Genomic DNA, 15,884 nt, shown 5'->3' with positions numbered 1-15,884 from the left:
CATTGATGTGAATCAGATTCAAGACTTCGAGACCCTCTTGACCGCACGCTGCGTGGTCATCGACGACCAGGTCATCCCCGAACCGGGCGAAAGTCCACGGCCTGAAGCCGTTCGAGGCTTCGGGTGCTTACGCGGGGGGCGCCTCTTGGAAGGCGCGGACCTCGACTCGGCTTCGCAGGGCCTTGGAGGCCTGCTTGGCCCAGGTGATCGCGTCGTGTGGTGGCCGACGGTGCGAGGACTGAGGTAGAGCTGCGCGGCGATCTGTTTGTTGGTGTACCCGGCAGCGGCCAGGTGCACGACCTGCAGCTCCTGCGGGGTGAGCAGGGCGAGGGGGCCGGTGCCGCGATGCTCGGTCCGGGCGCCGCCGAAGGCGGCGAGTTCGCCGTGGGCGCGTTCGGCCCACAGGGTCGCACCGATGCGCTCGAACCCCGCGGCAGCCGCCTCGAGGTGGGCACGGGCTTCCGTGCGCCTGCGGTGCCGACGCAGCCATTCGCCGAAGACCAGCCTGGTGCGAGCGTGGTCGTACGGGCCGCCGCAGCGCGCATGGAGCCGCACGGCCTCGCTGTAGAGCGCTTCGGCCTCGTCGCCATCGGCCAAGAGCGCGCGGCAGCGCAGCTCGAGCCCGGTGGTGACCGGGCGGTCGACCTGCGCAGACCAGTGCGTGAACTCCGCCAGCGCTTCGCGCGCCCGGTCCGGCGCGCCGCTGCGCACGGCCGCCTCCACCAGGTCGGGCACCGCGCGCATCAGCACGTCGCGGCGGGCGGGACCGCGGCAGACCTGCTCGAGTGCCTCGAGGGCGGTCTCGAACCGTTTGACGGAGAGGTCGAGCATCGCCAGGCCCCATGACGCGATCTCCGCGTTCACCCGGTGCCGGCTCTGAGCGTCGGGAAGCACTGCGGCGGCCAGGTATCGGCAGCGGGACTCCTCGCCCGACACGGCGTGGAGCCACACCTCCAGCGACCGGTGGGCCAGTTGCTCGGTCGCGTTGCCGAACTCCGCACTGACGGCTGCGCCTTCCGCGACATGCGCGCGGGCGTCGGCGAACTCGCCGCGGAGCAGCCGCGCCACCGCGAGCATGTTGAGGACGTAGGGGACCCAGCCCAGGGCCCCGGTCGCCCGGACGTGGGCGAGCATGGCCTCGGATACGGTGACGGCCTCGTCGTCGGCGGCGATCAGGAGGCCGCCGATGCCCGCGGTCATCTGGTGCGTCAGGTCGAGGTCGCCAGCCGGTGCGGCGTCGAGAAGTTCGCGCATCGGGCCGACGGCCGGCTTCGGGTGTCCGGAGAACAGGTCCTCCCAAGCGAGCAGCGCGGCGACCACGGCGGCCCAGTGCGGGGGCGGCGTGAACTCGCGCAACAGGTCCGCGGCGCGTTGGAGGAGGTCGTGGGCCGCCCCGTGCCTGGCGGCGTGCACGGCTTCGTAGAGCGTGAGCGCGGCATGCTCGGGGTTGGTGTCGCGCACCAGGGCGCCGGCTTCGATCGTCAGCTCCGCGTCGGTCCGCGGCGAGGTCCGCTCGTAGGCCACGGCGCCTTGGGCGTAGATGGCCTCGGCTCGGATGTCCGGGTCGGCGGTCAGCGACAGCGCTTCGGCCGCCAGCCGAGCGGCTCGGTCGGGCTTGCCCGCGTCGAACGCGGCCTGGGCGGCCCTGGCGATCCGCCGGGCTTTCAGCTTGGCGTCCACGCTGAGTCGGCCGGCACGCTCGTAGGCGAGGGACACCGCCATCGCGCCGCCGCGGTGCCGGGCGCGTTCGGCGGCGCCTTCGAGTTCGACCGCCACCGTCTCGTCGGGAGCGGTTGCGGCAGCGGCGAGGTGCCAAGCGCGGCGGTCGGCGTCCGTGTCGTCCATCAGCGCGTCGGCGTACGCCCGGTGCACCTCGACCCGTCGATGCAGCGGCTCGCCCCGGTAGGCGGCCGCCCGCACCAGCGGATGCCGGAACACGACGCGCGTCCCGATGCAGACCAAGGTGGCGCGCTCGGCGGGTTCCAGGTCGGCGGCGGCACCGCCGAGGGCTTCGACCACGTGCAGGACCGTCTCGACCGGCGCCGTGGAGTCGGCCGCGGCGGCCAGGAGCGCTCGTCGCGTCGCGTCGGGAAGCTCGGCGATCTGGCGGCGGAACAGTTCTTGGACGCGGGCGGGAACCGGCAGTGTGCCGACCGTTCCGGCCAGGTCGGACAAGTCGATCTCATCGGTCCGGCGTCGGATCGATCCGAGCTCGATGATCGCAAGCGGGTTGCCGCCCGACTCCTCGAGCACGCGGGCCCGCAACGGGTCGGCGAGGTCCGGAGCATGCTCGTCGAGTACCCGGGCGGCGTCGCTCGCCGCGAGGCCGGACAGCGGCAACACCTCGACACCGGGAGTCTCGAACGGCATCGACGTCTCGCGCACCGCGAACAGCATCGCGACCGGGTCGGCTCCGAAGCGGCGAGCGGCGAAGAGCAGCGCTTCCGCAGAGCCCTGGTCGAACCACTGGAGGTCGTCGACGACGCAGAGCAGCGGGGCCTCCTCGGCAATGTCCGCCAGGAGCGCCAAGGTGCCGGCGGAGATCAGGAACCGGCTCGGCTCACCGTTTTCGGCCAGCCCGAAGGCACCGCGCAATGCCGCGGCCTGCGGCTCCGGCAGCGTCTTCAACCGGTCCAGATGCGGAAACAACAGCTGATGCAGGCCCCCGTACGCCAGCTCGGAGTCGGATTCGACCCCGATGCCGCGAACCACTTGGAAGCCTTCGGATTTCGCCACCGACACCGCGCGGTCGAGCAGGACCGACTTCCCGACGCCCGCCTCTCCCCGCACCACCAGCGCTCCACCGCGCTCGGCGCGCGCTTCCGCCAGCAGTCGTTCGATCCGCCTCAGCTCGTCGTCTCTTCCCACCAGCGACATGCCGCCACGATAGCCCGCGACATGAGCCTCAGTCGGGCCCTGGTTCAGGTTCCGCGGGAGGGCCTGGACGTGCGGACCGTTCCGGCGTTCTGCCGACCACGGGACGGCGCCTTCGATCACGACCGGTGGTCGCTTCCGCAGACCGGCGCGTCGCCCGCAGGCGGCGGTCATCGCCCGCCAGTCCGGCCCCGTCAGCCCCGGTGGCCCGCTGCCGTCACGGGTTGTGTCGCACGGCAGGTGAACACCTCGTCCGGAGCGTGGCTTCCGCGCGAATGCGGGCCGTGACCTCTTGACATTGATTTATCGGTATATAAGCCTGGTGTGGACGTTCGATCCGGTCGCCCCTCCCGGCCGGTCGAGAAGCAGCGCACAAGAGGAAGACGACGATGATGGAGTCTCACGCACGACGGACGGTCCCGCCGGACCGCCCCGGCCCCACCGCAGTGCTCGCCGCCGTGGCGGCGGCGACGGTGGGTGCGGGCGCATTCCTGGCGGCCCCCTCCGCGACAGCGGCCGTGAGCAGCGATCCGTGGGTGACCGAAGTACCGGACAACCCAGTGGAGGACGTGTATCGCTTCACCGTGCCCGCCGAGGTCATGAGCGAGGTGACGGGCGTCGAGGACGGCCAGGTCACCGTGCAGGGCAACTTCGGGCCGGGCAGGTCCTGGACCGAGTTCAACGCCGACGGCGACGCGAACCGCGTCGCCACGATCGGCCCGCTCGAGCCGGGCCTGTACTACTACCAGTACGCGGTGCGCACCGCCCCCGACGAGGAGGCCGTCGCGTTCCGCAACCCCGAGACCGACCGGGAAGTGACGTCGCAACCGAACCTCACGACCCTGTTCGTGCCCGGTCCGGGCGCGGAATGGCTCGCCGACGTCGACGGCGGCGGCGAGTTCGCGACCCTCGAGTACGGCAGAGGCGCCGGCTCCGAAGCGCTCGTCTGGACCCCGCCGGGCTACGACCCGGACCGCGCCGAGCCGTACCCCGCGCTCTACCTGCTGCAGGACGAGGGCCAGAGCCACCGCGAGTGGGCGGAACTGGGCCGACTGAAGCAGATCCTCGACAACCTCGTGCTCGACGGCGACGCCGAGCCGATGGTGGTCGTCATGGCCGACAGCGACGGACTCTCGGTCAAGCACGACCTCACCAAGGAACTCGTGCCCGCCGCGGAAGAGGCGTTCCACGTCTCCTCCCAGCCGTGCGACCGCGCCATCGCCGGCATCGGCAGGGGAGCCGAGCTCGCGCTGGAGACGCTCACCGCCGCCACCGGGACGTTCACCGGTGTCGGGTCGTTCTCGGGCGGCTTCGACGAGCGGATCAGCCACGGCAAGGCACGCCAGATCAACGACCGCACCGACCTCATCCGCGTGTACGGCGGCAACGTCACCGACCCCGCCTACGACGACGTCGTCGCGCTGGAGGCCAAGCTCACCGCGGCCGGTGTCGAGTTCCAGTCGGACGGATCCAACCCCGCCTTCGGCGGCACCTGGGAGACCTGGCAGGCGGGCCTGCACGACTTCGCCCAGCGCCTGTTCCGGCCCGCCGGCGACGGCGGTCCGAGCGCGGGACACCTCCCCTTCACCGCCCGCGAGGTTCCCGCACCGGGCACGACCCCCACACCTTGGATCGACGAGAACGGCGTCGTCACCTTCGAGGCCGGCCCCGAGTTCGCCGACGCCTCCCGGGTCACCGTCTGGGGCAACTTCGGACCCGCCGGAAGCTGGCCGCGCACACCGATGACCCGGCAGGACGACGGCTCGTGGCGCCTGACGATGCCGCTCGAAGGCGGCTCGTACTACTACAAGTTCGAGGTCGAAGGCGTCGACCAGAAGGACCCCGGCAACCCGACGTCGGTGTTCTCCGAACCCGCCTGGAGCACGTTCACCGTCGCCGGCGACACCCTCCGCGGCCGCTACACCGCAGAGGTGCCCGCCGACGAGCGCGGCGAGGTGAGCGTCATGAGCTACACCAGCACCGCCGGAGAGCAGGAGCGCTCGGCCTACGTCTGGACGCCGCCGGACTACGACGCCGACCGCGCCGAGCCGTACCCGGTGTTCTACCTCCAGCACGGCGGCGGGCAGACGTGGACGGACTGGCTCGAGGTCGGCCATGTCGACCGGATCCTCGACAACCACTACCGGCAGGGCACCATGGTGCCGATGGTCGTGGTGATGGCCAACGGCAACGGCGTCGACTTCCCGACCGAGATGACGACACGCATCGCCCCGACGGCCGAGGAGCGGTACAACGTGAGCGCCGACCCGCGCCTGCGCGCGCTGGCCGGCCTGTCCATGGGCTCGGGGCACACCCTCAGCACATTGTGGGCACACCCCGGCGAGTTCGCCTACATCGGAGCGATGTCGGCCTTCGGCAGTCCGCCCGCGGGCACCGACGTCGACGCCGTCAACGCCGGCACCGAGCTGCTCCGGGTGTACTCCGGCGACCGCCAGGACTTCACCTACGTTCCCACGCTCAACCTGATCGCGGCGATGGAGAGCCGCGGCATCGAGCACGAGTTCGCACCCATCATCGCCGGTCCGCACAGCTGGGACGTCTGGCAGAAGTCGCTGATCGACTTCCTCCCGCGCCTGTTCACGGCCGACAGTTAGCGCACGTCCGGGGCCGGTCACGGCCGGCCCCGGACGCAGCCCAGAAGCGCGACCGAGTCGCACGGGACGGCGACGGCGCGCCGACCCCGGCCACGAGTCGTGCCGAGCAGGGCGGCGGCCGCCGCCTCCCGACCGGGATCCCCGACGCCGGAGCGGTCGACCACCCCGTCCGGGTTCGGCTGCCCGGAGGGCGCCTCGACCGCTGAACCGCCGCTTCGGATCTGCGCCGGCGGGCGAATCCGGTTCAGCGGCTCCGTTCGGCGATCCGTTCGCGAAGCGGCCGTCGATGGAGCGCCTCGGCCGCTTCTTTCAGCAAGAGGCCCAACGGTGTCGACAGCTCGGCGTCCAGATCGGCCATCGCCGCCGCCGTCGCCTTCCATTCCTCGGAGATCCGGGGGAGCAGGGCCCGCGCCTTCGGGGTCAGTGCGACCAGCCGGCGGCGGTGGTCGCCCGGGTCGGAGGCATGGGTGACCAGGCCGGCGCGCGACATCTGCGCCGCCGTCTGGCTCGCGGCCGAGTGCGTGACGCCGATCGCCGCGGCCAGGTCCCGGATCGAGAGCGGGCCTTCGGCCGCGAGGACCCGGACGACCGGGGAGAACCTGGGGCGGTACTCGGGGAGTCCTTGATCCCGGTAGACCGCGGCCACATCGCCTTCGAGCAGGTCCAGGACGTGGCGAAGCAGGGTGCCGACGGCGTCGGAGTCGGGTTGCGTCTTCACACTGGTAATCTAACAGCACTGTTACATCTTTCTCGAGGAGACGTCCGTGAGCAGTTTCTATCCCCCGGTAGAGCCCTACGAGCACGGCATGCTCGACGTCGGCGACGGCAACCGCGTGTACTGGGAGGTCAGCGGCAACCCCGAGGGCAAGCCCGCGCTGGCGCTCCACGGCGGGCCCGGGTCCGGAGCGGGGGCGCTCTGGCGGCGGATGTTCGACCCGGCGGCCTACCGCATCGTGGTCTTCGACCAGCGCGGCTGCGGGCGCAGCACCCCTGATGCGGCCGACCCGGAGACCTCGTTGGCCGCCAACACCACTGCGCACCTGATGGCCGACATCGAGCTGCTGCGCGAGCATCTCGGCATCGACCGCTGGCTGGTCCTCGGCGGCTCGTGGGGGACCACGCTCGGGCTCGCGTACGCCGAGCGGCATCCCGACCGCGTGTCGGAGCTGGTGCTGTTCAGCGTCACCAACACCAGCCGCCGGGAGGTCGAGTGGATCACCCGGGACATGGGCCGGATCTTCCCCGAGGAGTGGGCCCGCTTCCGCGACGTCGTCCCCGAGTCCGAGCGCGACGGCGACCTGGCGGCGGCGTACGCCCGGATGCTCGCCGACCCCGATCCCGCCGTGCGGGACCGGGCGGCGCGCGAATGGTGCCGGTGGGAGGACGTGCACGTCTCGACCGCCCCCGATCACGAGCCCGACCCCCGGTTCGAGGAGCCGCCGTTCCGGATGCGGTTCGCGCGCCTCGTCACCCACTACTGGCGGCACGCCGGCTTCCTGGAGGACGGGCAGCTCCTGCGCGAAGCCGGCAGGCTCGCCGGAATCCCCGGCGTGCTCATCCACGGCCGCTTGGACATCAGCGGTCCGGCGGACATCGCGTGGAACCTCGCGCAGGTCTGGACGGACGCCGAACTCGTCCTGATCGAGAACGAGGGCCACGACGCCTCGGGAGGCACGACCGCCGACGCCCTCGTGGCGGCCACGGACAGGTTTTGGGGCCGGTAGGCGGCACCACCGTCCCGGCCGGGCCCTCCTCGGAGACCGGCGGAGCAGCCGCCCGGCCGGCGAGCTTGATGCGGCGCAGCGCGGTGCTCTTCCGTTGCGGGGCATCCTGCGGTCCGGTTCGCCGCGGGCCGGCCTTCGTACAATCCTGCGATGGAGATCATCGACATCGAGCCCGGAGACGCCCGGCTCACCGCAGAACTGCTGCCCGTCCTCCGAGAACTGCGCCCGGATCTGAGCGCCGGGGACTTCATCGCCGTATACGACGAGGGGTATGGACAGGGACTGCGATTCACCGCGGCGTACTCGGAAGGGCGCTGCGTGGGGGTGGCGGGCTGGCGCACTGTCGCGAACACGAATCGGCGGCGGATGCTCTATGTCGACGACCTCGTCACGGTTTCGGAGGCGCGGTCGACCGGAGTCGGACACGCCCTTCTGGAGGACCTGAAGCGGCGAGCTCGTGAACTCGGCTGCACTGCACTCCATCTGGACTCAGGAACGCACCGGCGCGACGCCCACCGCTTCTACATGCGGGAGCGACTGACCATCATGGCTTTTCACTTCGCTGTGGAACTCGACTAGGCATCGTATGCGAACCGACGTTCTCAGCCGGGATTGCCGCAACCGGATAGCGACTTCGTATAGGACGCGAATCGCCCGTTCTCGAATTCTCTCTGAACGATGCTGACGCAGCGTGCAATTGATTATCATGGATGCTCCTGCGATACAGTCATCGCTGGTTCGTCGGAGAGGAGTACGCGATGGCGAAATGGCGAAAGTCAACCCGCAGTGCAGGCCAGAACGCCTGCGTTGAACTGCGCAGTACGGCCGAAGGATTCCAGATTCGCGATAGCAAGCTGGACGAACGGTCACCGGTCTTCGACCTGACCGGCAGTGACCTGGCCGGTCTGCTGCGCATGACCAAGTCCTGATCACAGGTACGTCCCGGCCCACGTGGTTCTGCGTGGGCCGTGGCAGGGCCTTTCGCGGCGACGCTTGCCGACACAGGGCGGTTCCATGCGCCGGGGTCTCGGACGGGTCCACGGCGGTACGACCGCCGGAAGGACCCGTCCGGGCCGGTCATCATCCCAGTCGAGGAGTCCCAATCGAGGGATCCCGGTCCAGGAGTCTCAGCCGAGGAGCGTCGGCTCTGCAAAGGAGACCGCTGCGGTCATCGCCTCGGCGCGTTCCTCCGCATCGGCCGGCATCGCCCCCAAATCGATGCCGCACAGTCCGGCGGCGAGGAGTGACACGAGTGCCCAGGTGAGCGCTTCCGGGTCGGCCGCGCCGTGGCGGTCGTCGATGTTCCATGTAAAGGTGGCCTGCTTGTCACCGTCGAGGGAGTGGAACGAGTAGGTCATGTGCCCGAGTCCGCCGCCGGTGTGGCCGACGAAGGTCTCCGCAGGGCCGTCGGTGCACCGCAGCGGGAGGCCGGCCAGTCCCAGCCCGTACAGGCCGTCCTCGCCGGCGTCGTGGAAGTCCGTCATCTCGGCCAGTTCGGCGCCGGTCAGGAGCGTGCCGTCGAGCAGGGCGTCGTAGAAGTCGTTGACGTCCTCCATGGTGGAGACGACGGCTCCGGCGGCCCACAGCTGGTCGTTCGAGAGCCTCGTGGTGTCGAAGTACGGGTGGTCGGCCTCGCCGGTCGTCATGTACGGCACCGGGTTCGCGCCGCGGATGCCGGACGAACCGTCCTTCGGCAGGTAGGTGTCGTCGAGGTCGGCCGGCTCGAAGACGCGCTCGTCGAGGACCTCGTGCAGCTCGTCCCCGGTGAGGTGCTCGACGAGTACGCCGAGGGCCATGTAGCCGGTGTTCGAGTAGGAGTAGCCGGTGCCCGGCTCGAACAGCAGCGGGTCCGCGGTGCTCATCGCGACGAGCTCTTCCGGCGCGTAGTCGTTCCGGTAGCCCTCGTACACGTCGCTCATGTCGTTCTCCAGGAGCGAGGGGTAGAGGTACACGAAGTAGTCGCGCAGGCCGCCGGTGTGCTGCATGACCTGGCGGATGGTCGGTTCGTTCTCGTACGGGAGGAGCCCCGGGAGATGGTCGCCGATGGTGTCGTCGAGGTCGACCTCGCCTTCGGACTGGAGCTGGAGGAGCACCGCCGAGACCATCGACTTGGTGAGGCTCGCGATCCGGACCCGGTCGTCCTCGTCGACGCCGCCTCCGGAGCCGTTCACCTTTCTGGGGCCGATGGCTTCGGCCCAGGTCTCGTCGCCGAGGCGGACCTCAGCCGTGATGGAGTGGTCGGCGACCGAGTAGAGCTCCTGGAGTTCCTTGTCGAGCAGTGTTTCGTCGAGTCCGCCGGAGGGCGCCGCGCCGGCGGCAGAGGCGGGGAGTGCGATGAGCGCGAGCGCGAGAGCGCCCGCGATGGGGAGGTATGTGCGCATGCTGCAACGCTATTGAAGCGCGCCATCCCGAACCACCGCAATGGGAAGGAACTTCATATACGACGCAAGGAGGATCGGAAGCGCAGCGCCTCCTTCGATAGTCGGAGGAGGCGCTGCTCACCGGAAGCGCTGATGCGTCCGGGCACGGACCGTCGACTTCGGTCGGCCAGCCCGAGCGCCCCGATCAGCCGCCGATCGCCTGCTCCAGGATCGCGACGCCGCGGTCGATCTCGTCCGGTTCGATGACCAGCGGCGGTGCGACGCGCACGGTCCGGTCGTGGGTCTCCTTGCACAGCAAGCCCATCCGCGCCGCGCGTTCGCACACCTCCCGGGCGGTCGGGCCCCCTGCGGCGAGGTCGATGCCCGCCCACAGTCCGCACACTCGCACCTCGTCGACGCCTTCGATCCCGGTGAGCGCGCCTTCGAGGTGCTCGCCCAGTTCCAGGGCGCGGGCCTGCCATTCGCCGGTGGCGAGCATGGCGACCACCTCGGTCCCGACGGCGGCGGCGAGCGGGTTGCCGCCGAAGGTGGAGCCGTGGGTGCCGGGGGTGAAGACGTCCATGACCTCGCGGTCGGCCGCGACCGCCGAGACCGGGACGATGCCGCCGCCGAGGGCCTTGCCGAGCAGGTAGACGTCGGGGACGACCTGCTCGCGGTCGCAGGCGAACGTGTGCCCGGTCCGGGCCAGGCCGGACTGGATCTCGTCGGCGATCATCAGGACGCCGTTCGCGTCGCAGGCCTCGCGCACGGCGCGGAGGTACCCCGCCGGCGGGACGATGACGCCGGCCTCGCCCTGGACGGGTTCGATGAGGACGGCGACGGTGTCGGGTCCGATGGCGGCGCCGAGGGCGTCGATGTCGCCGTAGGGCACCGAGTCGAATCCGCCGGCGAAGGGCCCGAAGCCCTCGCGGGAGTCGGGGTCGGACGAGAAGCCGACGATGGTGGTGGTGCGGCCGTGGAAGTTGCCGTCGAAGACCGCGATCCGCGCGTTTCCGGCCGCGACGCCCTTGCGGGTGTAGCCCCATTTGCGGGCGGCCTTGATCGCGGTCTCGACGGCTTCGGCGCCGGTGTTCATGGGCAGGACGGCGTCCTTGCCGCACAGTTCGGCCAGGGCGGACAGGAAGGGGCCGAGTGCGTCCGTGCGGAAGGCGCGCGATGCGAGCGTGAGCCGGTCGAGCTGCGCTTTCGCCGCCGCGACGAGGCGCGGGTGGCGGTGCCCGAAGTTGAGCGCCGAGTAGGCCGCGAGCCAGTCGAGGTAGCGGTTCCCCTCGGTGTCGGTGACCCAGGCGCCCTCGCCCTCGGCCAGGACCACCGGCAGCGGGTGGTAGTTGTGCGCGCCGTAGCGGTGCTCGAGTGCGGTCAGATCGCTCGCACGGTTCATGGACTTCCTCTCGGTGGGCGGGTGTCAGCCGGCTTGCGGCGCTTCGGATTCGAGCGGAACGGCCGCGACCGTGCGGCGCAGGCCGCGCACCGCCTCGCGGCGTTCACCGCCCGGCGGGGTCTCGGCGGCGAGGTCGGCGATCGTCGGGCCCGGCTCTCGGTCCATGGCGCTCCTCTCAGGGGCGACTCGTGAGCCACAGTATGCGCACGCGGGGTTTCCGTTGGAAGCGTGGCGAATGTGGTTTCGTGTGGAATCTTTTCGCGAGCGTCGTCAACGTGCACTCGGGTGCAGGAGTGCAGCGGTGAGCGGCGCGGAGGAGTCGGCTCCGAGGCCCGGTGGCGCCCAGGGTGCTCCGGCCTCGACGAGCATGGAGCCGACGGCGGCGATCATGGCGCCGTTGTCGGTGCACAGACGCGGCGCGGGGACGCGCAGCGTGATGCCGCGCTCGGCGCAGCGGGCCTCGGCGAGTTCGCGGAGCCGCCCGTTGGCGGCCACGCCGCCGGCGATCACGAGCGTGTCGACGCCGTGATCGGTGCACGCGGCGACGGCCTTGGCCGTGAGCACGTCGCACACCGCCTCCTGGAACGAGGCGGCGACGTCGGCGGCCGGCGGCGGCCCGTCGGCGGCCTCGACCCGGCGGGCGACCGCGCTCTTCAACCCCGAGAAGGAGAACCCGTACTTCCCGACCGACGCCCGGGGGAAGCGGATCGCGGCGGGGTCGCCGTCGAGGGCCGCCTCGGAGAGCGCGGGACCGCCCGGGTAGCCGAGTCCCAGGAGCCGCGCGACCTTGTCGAACGCCTCCCCGGCGGCGTCGTCGGCGGTGTCGCCGAGGTGGACGATCGGGTCGCGGGCAAGATCGCCGAGCATGAGCAGCGAGGTGTGGCCGCCGGAGACGACCAGCCCGACGCTGCGCTCGGGCAGCGGCCCGTGTTCGAGGGTGTCGGCCGCGATGTGCCCGGCGAGGTGGTGGACGCCGATGAGCGGAACGCCGAGCGCGATCGCGTACGCCTTCGCGGCGGCGATCCCCACCGCAAGCGCGGTCGCCAGGCCGGGCCCGGCGGTCACCGCGACCGCGTCCACGTCGCCCTTCCCGATTCCGGCGCGCTCGAGTGCCGTCCGCACGGTCGGGACCAACGACTCCAGGTGCGCTCGGGCGGCGACCTCGGGCACGATGCCGCCGAAGCGCGCGTGCCGGTCCATGCTCGTGGCGGTGCATTCACCGAGGAGCTTCCCGCCCGCGACCAGCCCGACGCCGGTCTCGTCGCATGACGACTCGATCCCGAGCACCACCGGGGGGACCGTCCCGCTCACGCGTTCGCTTCTCGGGAGTCGGCGGCGTCGAGACGATGCGGGCCCGGTGGGGCCGAGGTCGTGTACACCAGCGGGTCCTTCGTGATCGGAGCAGTATCGCCATCAGCTTACTATTGCCAGATACTTGCAACAACGGCACTCGACGGCCGCCTCACTCCGGGGGCCGGTGCCCTGCAGCGACGCGGAGAACGACGCGCGCCGTCCCCGGTGGCCCCGGATGCGCCGTCCCCGGGCGATTCATCCGAAGACAAGGCCGCCGCGGGCTTCACGGAGAAGCCTGCGGCGGCCGGGTCGGTAGGCGCCCGTTCAGACTCCGGTCACTTCGTTGGCCGGGTTCGGCAGCTCCGCTTCGGCGGTGATGTCGCCGGTCGCGAGGTCCACCGCGTAGATCTTCGAGGCGGCCGGCTCGGTGACGTAAGCGGTGCCGCCCCGCACGAAGAGGGTGGGGCGGGCCTCCTGCCACTCGAGCGGCTCCTCCCACGCCTCGACCACCGGGATCGACTCGACGACCGCGGCGTTCGCCATGTCGATGACGTGGAGCGCGCCGTCGGTGCCCAGCAGCAGGCCTTCGCCGGCGGGACCGCGGCCGAGGGACCTGAAACTGTAGCTGGTCCCCACGTCGAGCAGCCGCAGCTCGCCGGTCTCGGTGTCGATGATCGACACGCGTTCGGGGCGCTCCAGTTCGGCCTCGGGGTCGACCTTGTAGTCGCCGAGGATGTACGGGGAGTCCTCGTGTCCTCGCGTGTTGCCGATGCGGCCGTACTCGTCCGGGCTGTCGACCTTCGTGATGGCGCCGTCCCGGTAGATGAGGACGCCGTCCTCGCAGCCGACGACGACGGCCTCGTTCATCGCGGCCGATTCCCCGTGCACGCCAGGGCATTCCTCGCTGCGGGCGATCTCGTTGCGCTCGGCGTCGAGGATCTGGATCCCGGTGCGGGTCTCCTCGTCGCCGTGGGTCACCAGCAGCTCGCCGTTCTCGAGCTGGACGGCGACACCGTGGTGCGGGTGCTCGGTGGTGAAGGTCTGCGTGTCGGGCAGACCGTCCCCCAGCTCCTGGGGGTCGAACACGGTGACCTCCCCGGCGCCGTCCGAGAACAGCACGGTGACGCCGGCGTGGTTGACGACATGGCCGGGCTCGGGCGCGGCGAACTCGTCTTCGGTGAGTTCGGCCGCGACCGCGTCGAGGACCCGGAATCCGGTCGAGGTGGAGACGAGGGCGTGCCGTCCGTCGCCGGCGGGGTTGAGCCGGTTGAAACCTTCGAGAGGGAGGTCTGCCGCGACCTCGAGGGTCTCGCCGTCGAGGACGTAGAGGCCGCCGTCATAGGTGACGACGACGGCGTCGGCGACCTCCGCGGACCGCTCGTCCGCGGTCTCCTCGGCGGGTGCGGAGCAGGCCGCGAGCAGCAGGCCGGCGGCCGCCAGTGAAGGCGCCGCGAGTGCGCGAATGCTCATGTGTACATCACTTTCCTGTGGTCGATGGGTCGGGCGGTCCTCCCGCTCGTGTGCGGGAGGAAGGATGTCAGTGGCCCGCAAGGCCTCCGGCTATCGCTTCGGCGTTGCTGCGGGCCATCTCCAGGTAGGTCCCGGCGCCTTGTCCGGGCTCGGTGAGCGACTCGGTGAACAGCGGGATCACCTCGATGTCCACGCCGGTCTCCTCGGCCATGGCCTGGACGAGCAGGTCCGGTTGGGCGGAGTCGGCGAACACGGCGGGGACGCCGGACGCGGCGACGGCGTCGGCGAGGTCCTTCAGATCGGAGGCGCTGGGCGAGGCGAGGGTGGTGCCGCTGGGGATGACCGCGCCGATGATCTCGAAGTCGTAGCGCTGCGCCAGGTAGCCGAAGACGTGGTGGTCGGTGACGAGCTTGCGGTGCTCCTCGGGGATCCGGCCGAACAGCGCGGTGGTGTGCTCGTGCAGCTCGTCGATCTGCGCCCGGTAGGCCTCGGCGTCGGCGCGGACCTGTTCGGCGTCGATGCCCGAGACCTGTTCGATCACGCGGTCGGCGATGAGGTCCACGGCCTCGCCCACTCGCACCGGATCGGTCCAGAAGTGCGGATCGGGCAGGCCTGCGGTCGCGTCGGCGCTGTAGTCGATCGGGTCGACGTGCTCGCCGACGGCCAGGTCCGGCACGCCGGCCGCGACGGCCGCCTCGACATGCCCGATGACTCCTTCTTCGAGGCCGAGCCCGTTGTGGATCAGCAGTTCGGCCTGTTCGAGCGAGGCGGCCTGCCGCGCGGAGACGCCGAAGGAGTGCGGGTCGGCGCCGGCCGCCATCAGGACCGTCACCTCGACCTGGTCGCCGACGACGTTCCGGGTGAGGTCGCCCAGGATGTTGGTGGTCACGACGATGCCCGACCGGTCGGATCCGAAGGCGGCGCAGCCCGGCAGCACTGCCGAGGCGGCGGCGAGGAGCGGCAGTGCCGCGAGCGAGCGGCGCTTCATCGCGGCTACCATCCCGTCTCCACCATGAGGTCGGGTCGGAAGTCGACCTCGAAGGTCCGGGCCAGGCGAAGGTCGTCGCGGTAGTCGATCTCGTAGACCGCCGCGCCGGCCGGATCGTTGACGTACGCCCGGGCGGTGTCCACTTGGATCGCGGGCGTGCCGCCGTCGGTGATGGTCATGAGCGCGAGTCGCGCGAGTTCGGCGCCGCTGGCGGGGTCGTAGGACCGCAGGACGCCGTCGTCGGTGAGGACGAGGACGGGGGAGTCCTCACCGGTCGCGGTCACCGCGACCACTCCCTGCACTGGGATCTCGGTCCAACGCCGTTCTTTGATGTCGAGCACCAGGATTCCCCCGGTCTCGCTGCGGGCGGCCGGAGCCGCGGTGCCGGGGCGGTGGTGGAATCCGCCGTCGACGCCGGCGCCCGGATACGGGATCGTCTCCGCCGTCAGCTCGTCGTCGCCGGTGATGAGCACCGCGCCGTCCCGGCAGCCGAACACGGCGCCCCGCCGGGTGACGGTCTGCCCCTGCGGTTCGGCGCAGGTCGCGTCCAGTTCGGACTCGAGCGAGCCGTCGCGGCCCAGAACCCGGACCGCTCCGCCGTCGACCGCGAGCAGCCGCCGGCCGTACGGGAGGACCGCCTCGGCGTCGAGTTCGTCGCTGGCTCCGGCCTCGCCCGCTTCGAGGGACTCCCGGTCGAGTGCGATCACGTGCGCCGCCGAGTTGAGGACGGTCACGGCCGGGTCGCCGATCGGCGCGAACCCGGACCCGTCGATCCCGCCGACGGTCCGCGGTTCGGTGCGGTAGTAGTGCACGTGGTCGCCGTGGTCGACCGTCCAGACGCCGCTGTCAAGCACCTCGGTGCTCGAGGCGCCGCCGATGTAGACGAAGCGGCCGTCGGTGTCCATCGCCTGCGCCCCTTCGAACTGCGCGACCTCGACCGTCTCCTCGGTGACGGGGTCGAGCATGTGGACCGCGCCCGTTTCGGTGTCGGCCATGACGAGCCGCAGCTGGGCTTCGGCGGTCTCTTCGGCGCCTTCGACGTACCCGTGCGGCGTGGGCGCGTCCTCGCCCGGCGGTGCGCCGGAGGAGCAGCCTGCGAGCAGGGCGCATCCGGCGGTCAGGGCGGCGATGCGGGCTCGGGTCGCGTGCGGCATGCGG

Annotated in this window: 13 protein-coding genes; 4 read left to right on the top strand and 9 right to left on the bottom strand. The window is 71.1% G+C overall.

The features are described from left to right. Nucleotides 1–18 precede the first annotated feature (18 nt). Nucleotides 19–2,877 carry a helix-turn-helix transcriptional regulator gene (locus GFD30_RS01340; protein WP_227995702.1) on the bottom strand — a complete coding sequence of 953 codons (2,859 nt, stop codon included), beginning with the start codon at nt 2,875–2,877 and terminating at the stop codon, nt 19–21. A gap of 533 nt (nt 2,878–3,410) precedes the next feature. Here GFD30_RS01340 and GFD30_RS01335 point away from each other — a divergent pair. Continuing rightward, entirely contained in the window at nt 3,411–5,489 is a 2,079-nt protein-coding gene (locus tag GFD30_RS01335; protein ID WP_153023402.1) for an alpha/beta hydrolase-fold protein, read from the top strand. A gap of 244 nt (nt 5,490–5,733) precedes the next feature. Here GFD30_RS01335 and GFD30_RS01330 read toward each other — a convergent pair whose 3' ends face one another. Continuing rightward, on the bottom strand, nt 5,734–6,207 hold the full coding sequence (locus tag GFD30_RS01330; protein WP_322632817.1) for a MarR family winged helix-turn-helix transcriptional regulator: 474 nt from the start codon (nt 6,205–6,207) through the stop codon (nt 5,734–5,736). A gap of 46 nt (nt 6,208–6,253) precedes the next feature. Here GFD30_RS01330 and pip point away from each other — a divergent pair, with 46 nt between their 5' ends. The 3 genes from pip to GFD30_RS01315 all read left to right on the top strand — a co-directional run bounded on the left by pip (nt 6,254) and on the right by GFD30_RS01315 (nt 8,142). Further along, on the top strand, nt 6,254–7,213 hold the full coding sequence (gene pip / locus GFD30_RS01325) for a prolyl aminopeptidase (RefSeq protein WP_322632816.1): 960 nt from the start codon (nt 6,254–6,256) through the stop codon (nt 7,211–7,213). Nucleotides 7,214–7,363: 150 nt separating this feature from the next. After that, nucleotides 7,364–7,792 (top strand): GNAT family N-acetyltransferase, encoded by a 429-nt coding sequence (locus tag GFD30_RS01320; RefSeq protein WP_153023401.1) that lies wholly within the window; start codon nt 7,364–7,366, stop codon nt 7,790–7,792. A gap of 179 nt (nt 7,793–7,971) precedes the next feature. Next, nucleotides 7,972–8,142 carry a DUF397 domain-containing protein gene (locus GFD30_RS01315; protein WP_153023400.1) on the top strand — a complete coding sequence of 57 codons (171 nt, stop codon included), beginning with the start codon at nt 7,972–7,974 and terminating at the stop codon, nt 8,140–8,142. Between the two features lie 198 nt (nt 8,143–8,340). Here the strand turns inward: GFD30_RS01315 and GFD30_RS01310 are convergent, their stop codons facing one another. The 7 genes from GFD30_RS01310 to GFD30_RS01280 all read right to left on the bottom strand — a co-directional run bounded on the left by GFD30_RS01310 (nt 8,341) and on the right by GFD30_RS01280 (nt 15,880). Further along, the gene (locus GFD30_RS01310; protein WP_153023399.1) at nt 8,341–9,594 is read right to left on the bottom strand and encodes a serine hydrolase domain-containing protein; all 1,254 of its coding nucleotides are present in this window, start codon (nt 9,592–9,594) and stop codon (nt 8,341–8,343) included. 184 nt (nt 9,595–9,778) lie between these two features. Further along, nucleotides 9,779–10,975 (bottom strand): ornithine--oxo-acid transaminase, encoded by a 1,197-nt coding sequence (gene rocD / locus GFD30_RS01305; protein WP_153023398.1) that lies wholly within the window; start codon nt 10,973–10,975, stop codon nt 9,779–9,781. A 24-nt stretch (nt 10,976–10,999) separates the two neighbouring features. After that, nucleotides 11,000–11,140, bottom strand: a complete 141-nt coding sequence (locus GFD30_RS01300; protein ID WP_153023397.1) for a hypothetical protein — start codon at nt 11,138–11,140, stop codon at nt 11,000–11,002. 105 nt (nt 11,141–11,245) lie between these two features. Next, the gene (gene tsaD, locus GFD30_RS01295; RefSeq protein ID WP_322632815.1) at nt 11,246–12,286 is read right to left on the bottom strand and encodes a tRNA (adenosine(37)-N6)-threonylcarbamoyltransferase complex transferase subunit TsaD; all 1,041 of its coding nucleotides are present in this window, start codon (nt 12,284–12,286) and stop codon (nt 11,246–11,248) included. 306 nt (nt 12,287–12,592) lie between these two features. Further along, on the bottom strand, nt 12,593–13,738 hold the full coding sequence (aztD, locus tag GFD30_RS01290; protein WP_153023396.1) for a zinc metallochaperone AztD: 1,146 nt from the start codon (nt 13,736–13,738) through the stop codon (nt 12,593–12,595). Between the two features lie 67 nt (nt 13,739–13,805). Then, nucleotides 13,806–14,738 (bottom strand): zinc ABC transporter substrate-binding protein AztC, encoded by a 933-nt coding sequence (gene aztC, locus GFD30_RS01285; RefSeq protein ID WP_153023395.1) that lies wholly within the window; start codon nt 14,736–14,738, stop codon nt 13,806–13,808. Continuing rightward, nucleotides 14,732–15,880, bottom strand: a complete 1,149-nt coding sequence (locus GFD30_RS01280) for a hypothetical protein (RefSeq protein WP_153023394.1) — start codon at nt 15,878–15,880, stop codon at nt 14,732–14,734. Before GFD30_RS01280 ends, aztC begins: the two co-directional genes overlap by 7 nt. Nucleotides 15,881–15,884 lie beyond the last annotated feature (4 nt).

Source organism: Glycomyces albidus (assembly GCF_009451885.1).
Classification (GTDB): Bacteria; Actinomycetota; Actinomycetes; order Mycobacteriales; family Micromonosporaceae; genus Glycomyces; species Glycomyces albidus.
The sequence above is the reverse complement of the archived record's forward strand: the minus strand, read 5'-3'. Positions and strand labels throughout refer to the sequence as shown.

Bases quoted from the DNA above. Each gene is read 5' to 3' on its own strand.
- GFD30_RS01300 (WP_153023397.1), bottom strand. From the start codon at position 11,140: ATGGACCGAGAGCCGGGCCCGACGATCGCCGACCTCGCCGCCGAGACC.
- rocD (WP_153023398.1), bottom strand. From the start codon at position 10,975: ATGAACCGTGCGAGCGATCTGACCGCACTCGAGCACCGCTACGGCGCG.
- aztD (WP_153023396.1), bottom strand. From the start codon at position 13,738: ATGAGCATTCGCGCACTCGCGGCGCCTTCACTGGCGGCCGCCGGCCTG.
- GFD30_RS01280 (WP_153023394.1), bottom strand. From the start codon at position 15,880: ATGCCGCACGCGACCCGAGCCCGCATCGCCGCCCTGACCGCCGGATGC.
- GFD30_RS01310 (WP_153023399.1), bottom strand. From the start codon at position 9,594: ATGCGCACATACCTCCCCATCGCGGGCGCTCTCGCGCTCGCGCTCATC.
- GFD30_RS01315 (WP_153023400.1), top strand. From the start codon at position 7,972: ATGGCGAAATGGCGAAAGTCAACCCGCAGTGCAGGCCAGAACGCCTGC.
- GFD30_RS01320 (WP_153023401.1), top strand. From the start codon at position 7,364: ATGGAGATCATCGACATCGAGCCCGGAGACGCCCGGCTCACCGCAGAA.
- GFD30_RS01340 (WP_227995702.1), bottom strand. From the start codon at position 2,877: ATGTCGCTGGTGGGAAGAGACGACGAGCTGAGGCGGATCGAACGACTG.
- aztC (WP_153023395.1), bottom strand. From the start codon at position 14,738: ATGGTAGCCGCGATGAAGCGCCGCTCGCTCGCGGCACTGCCGCTCCTC.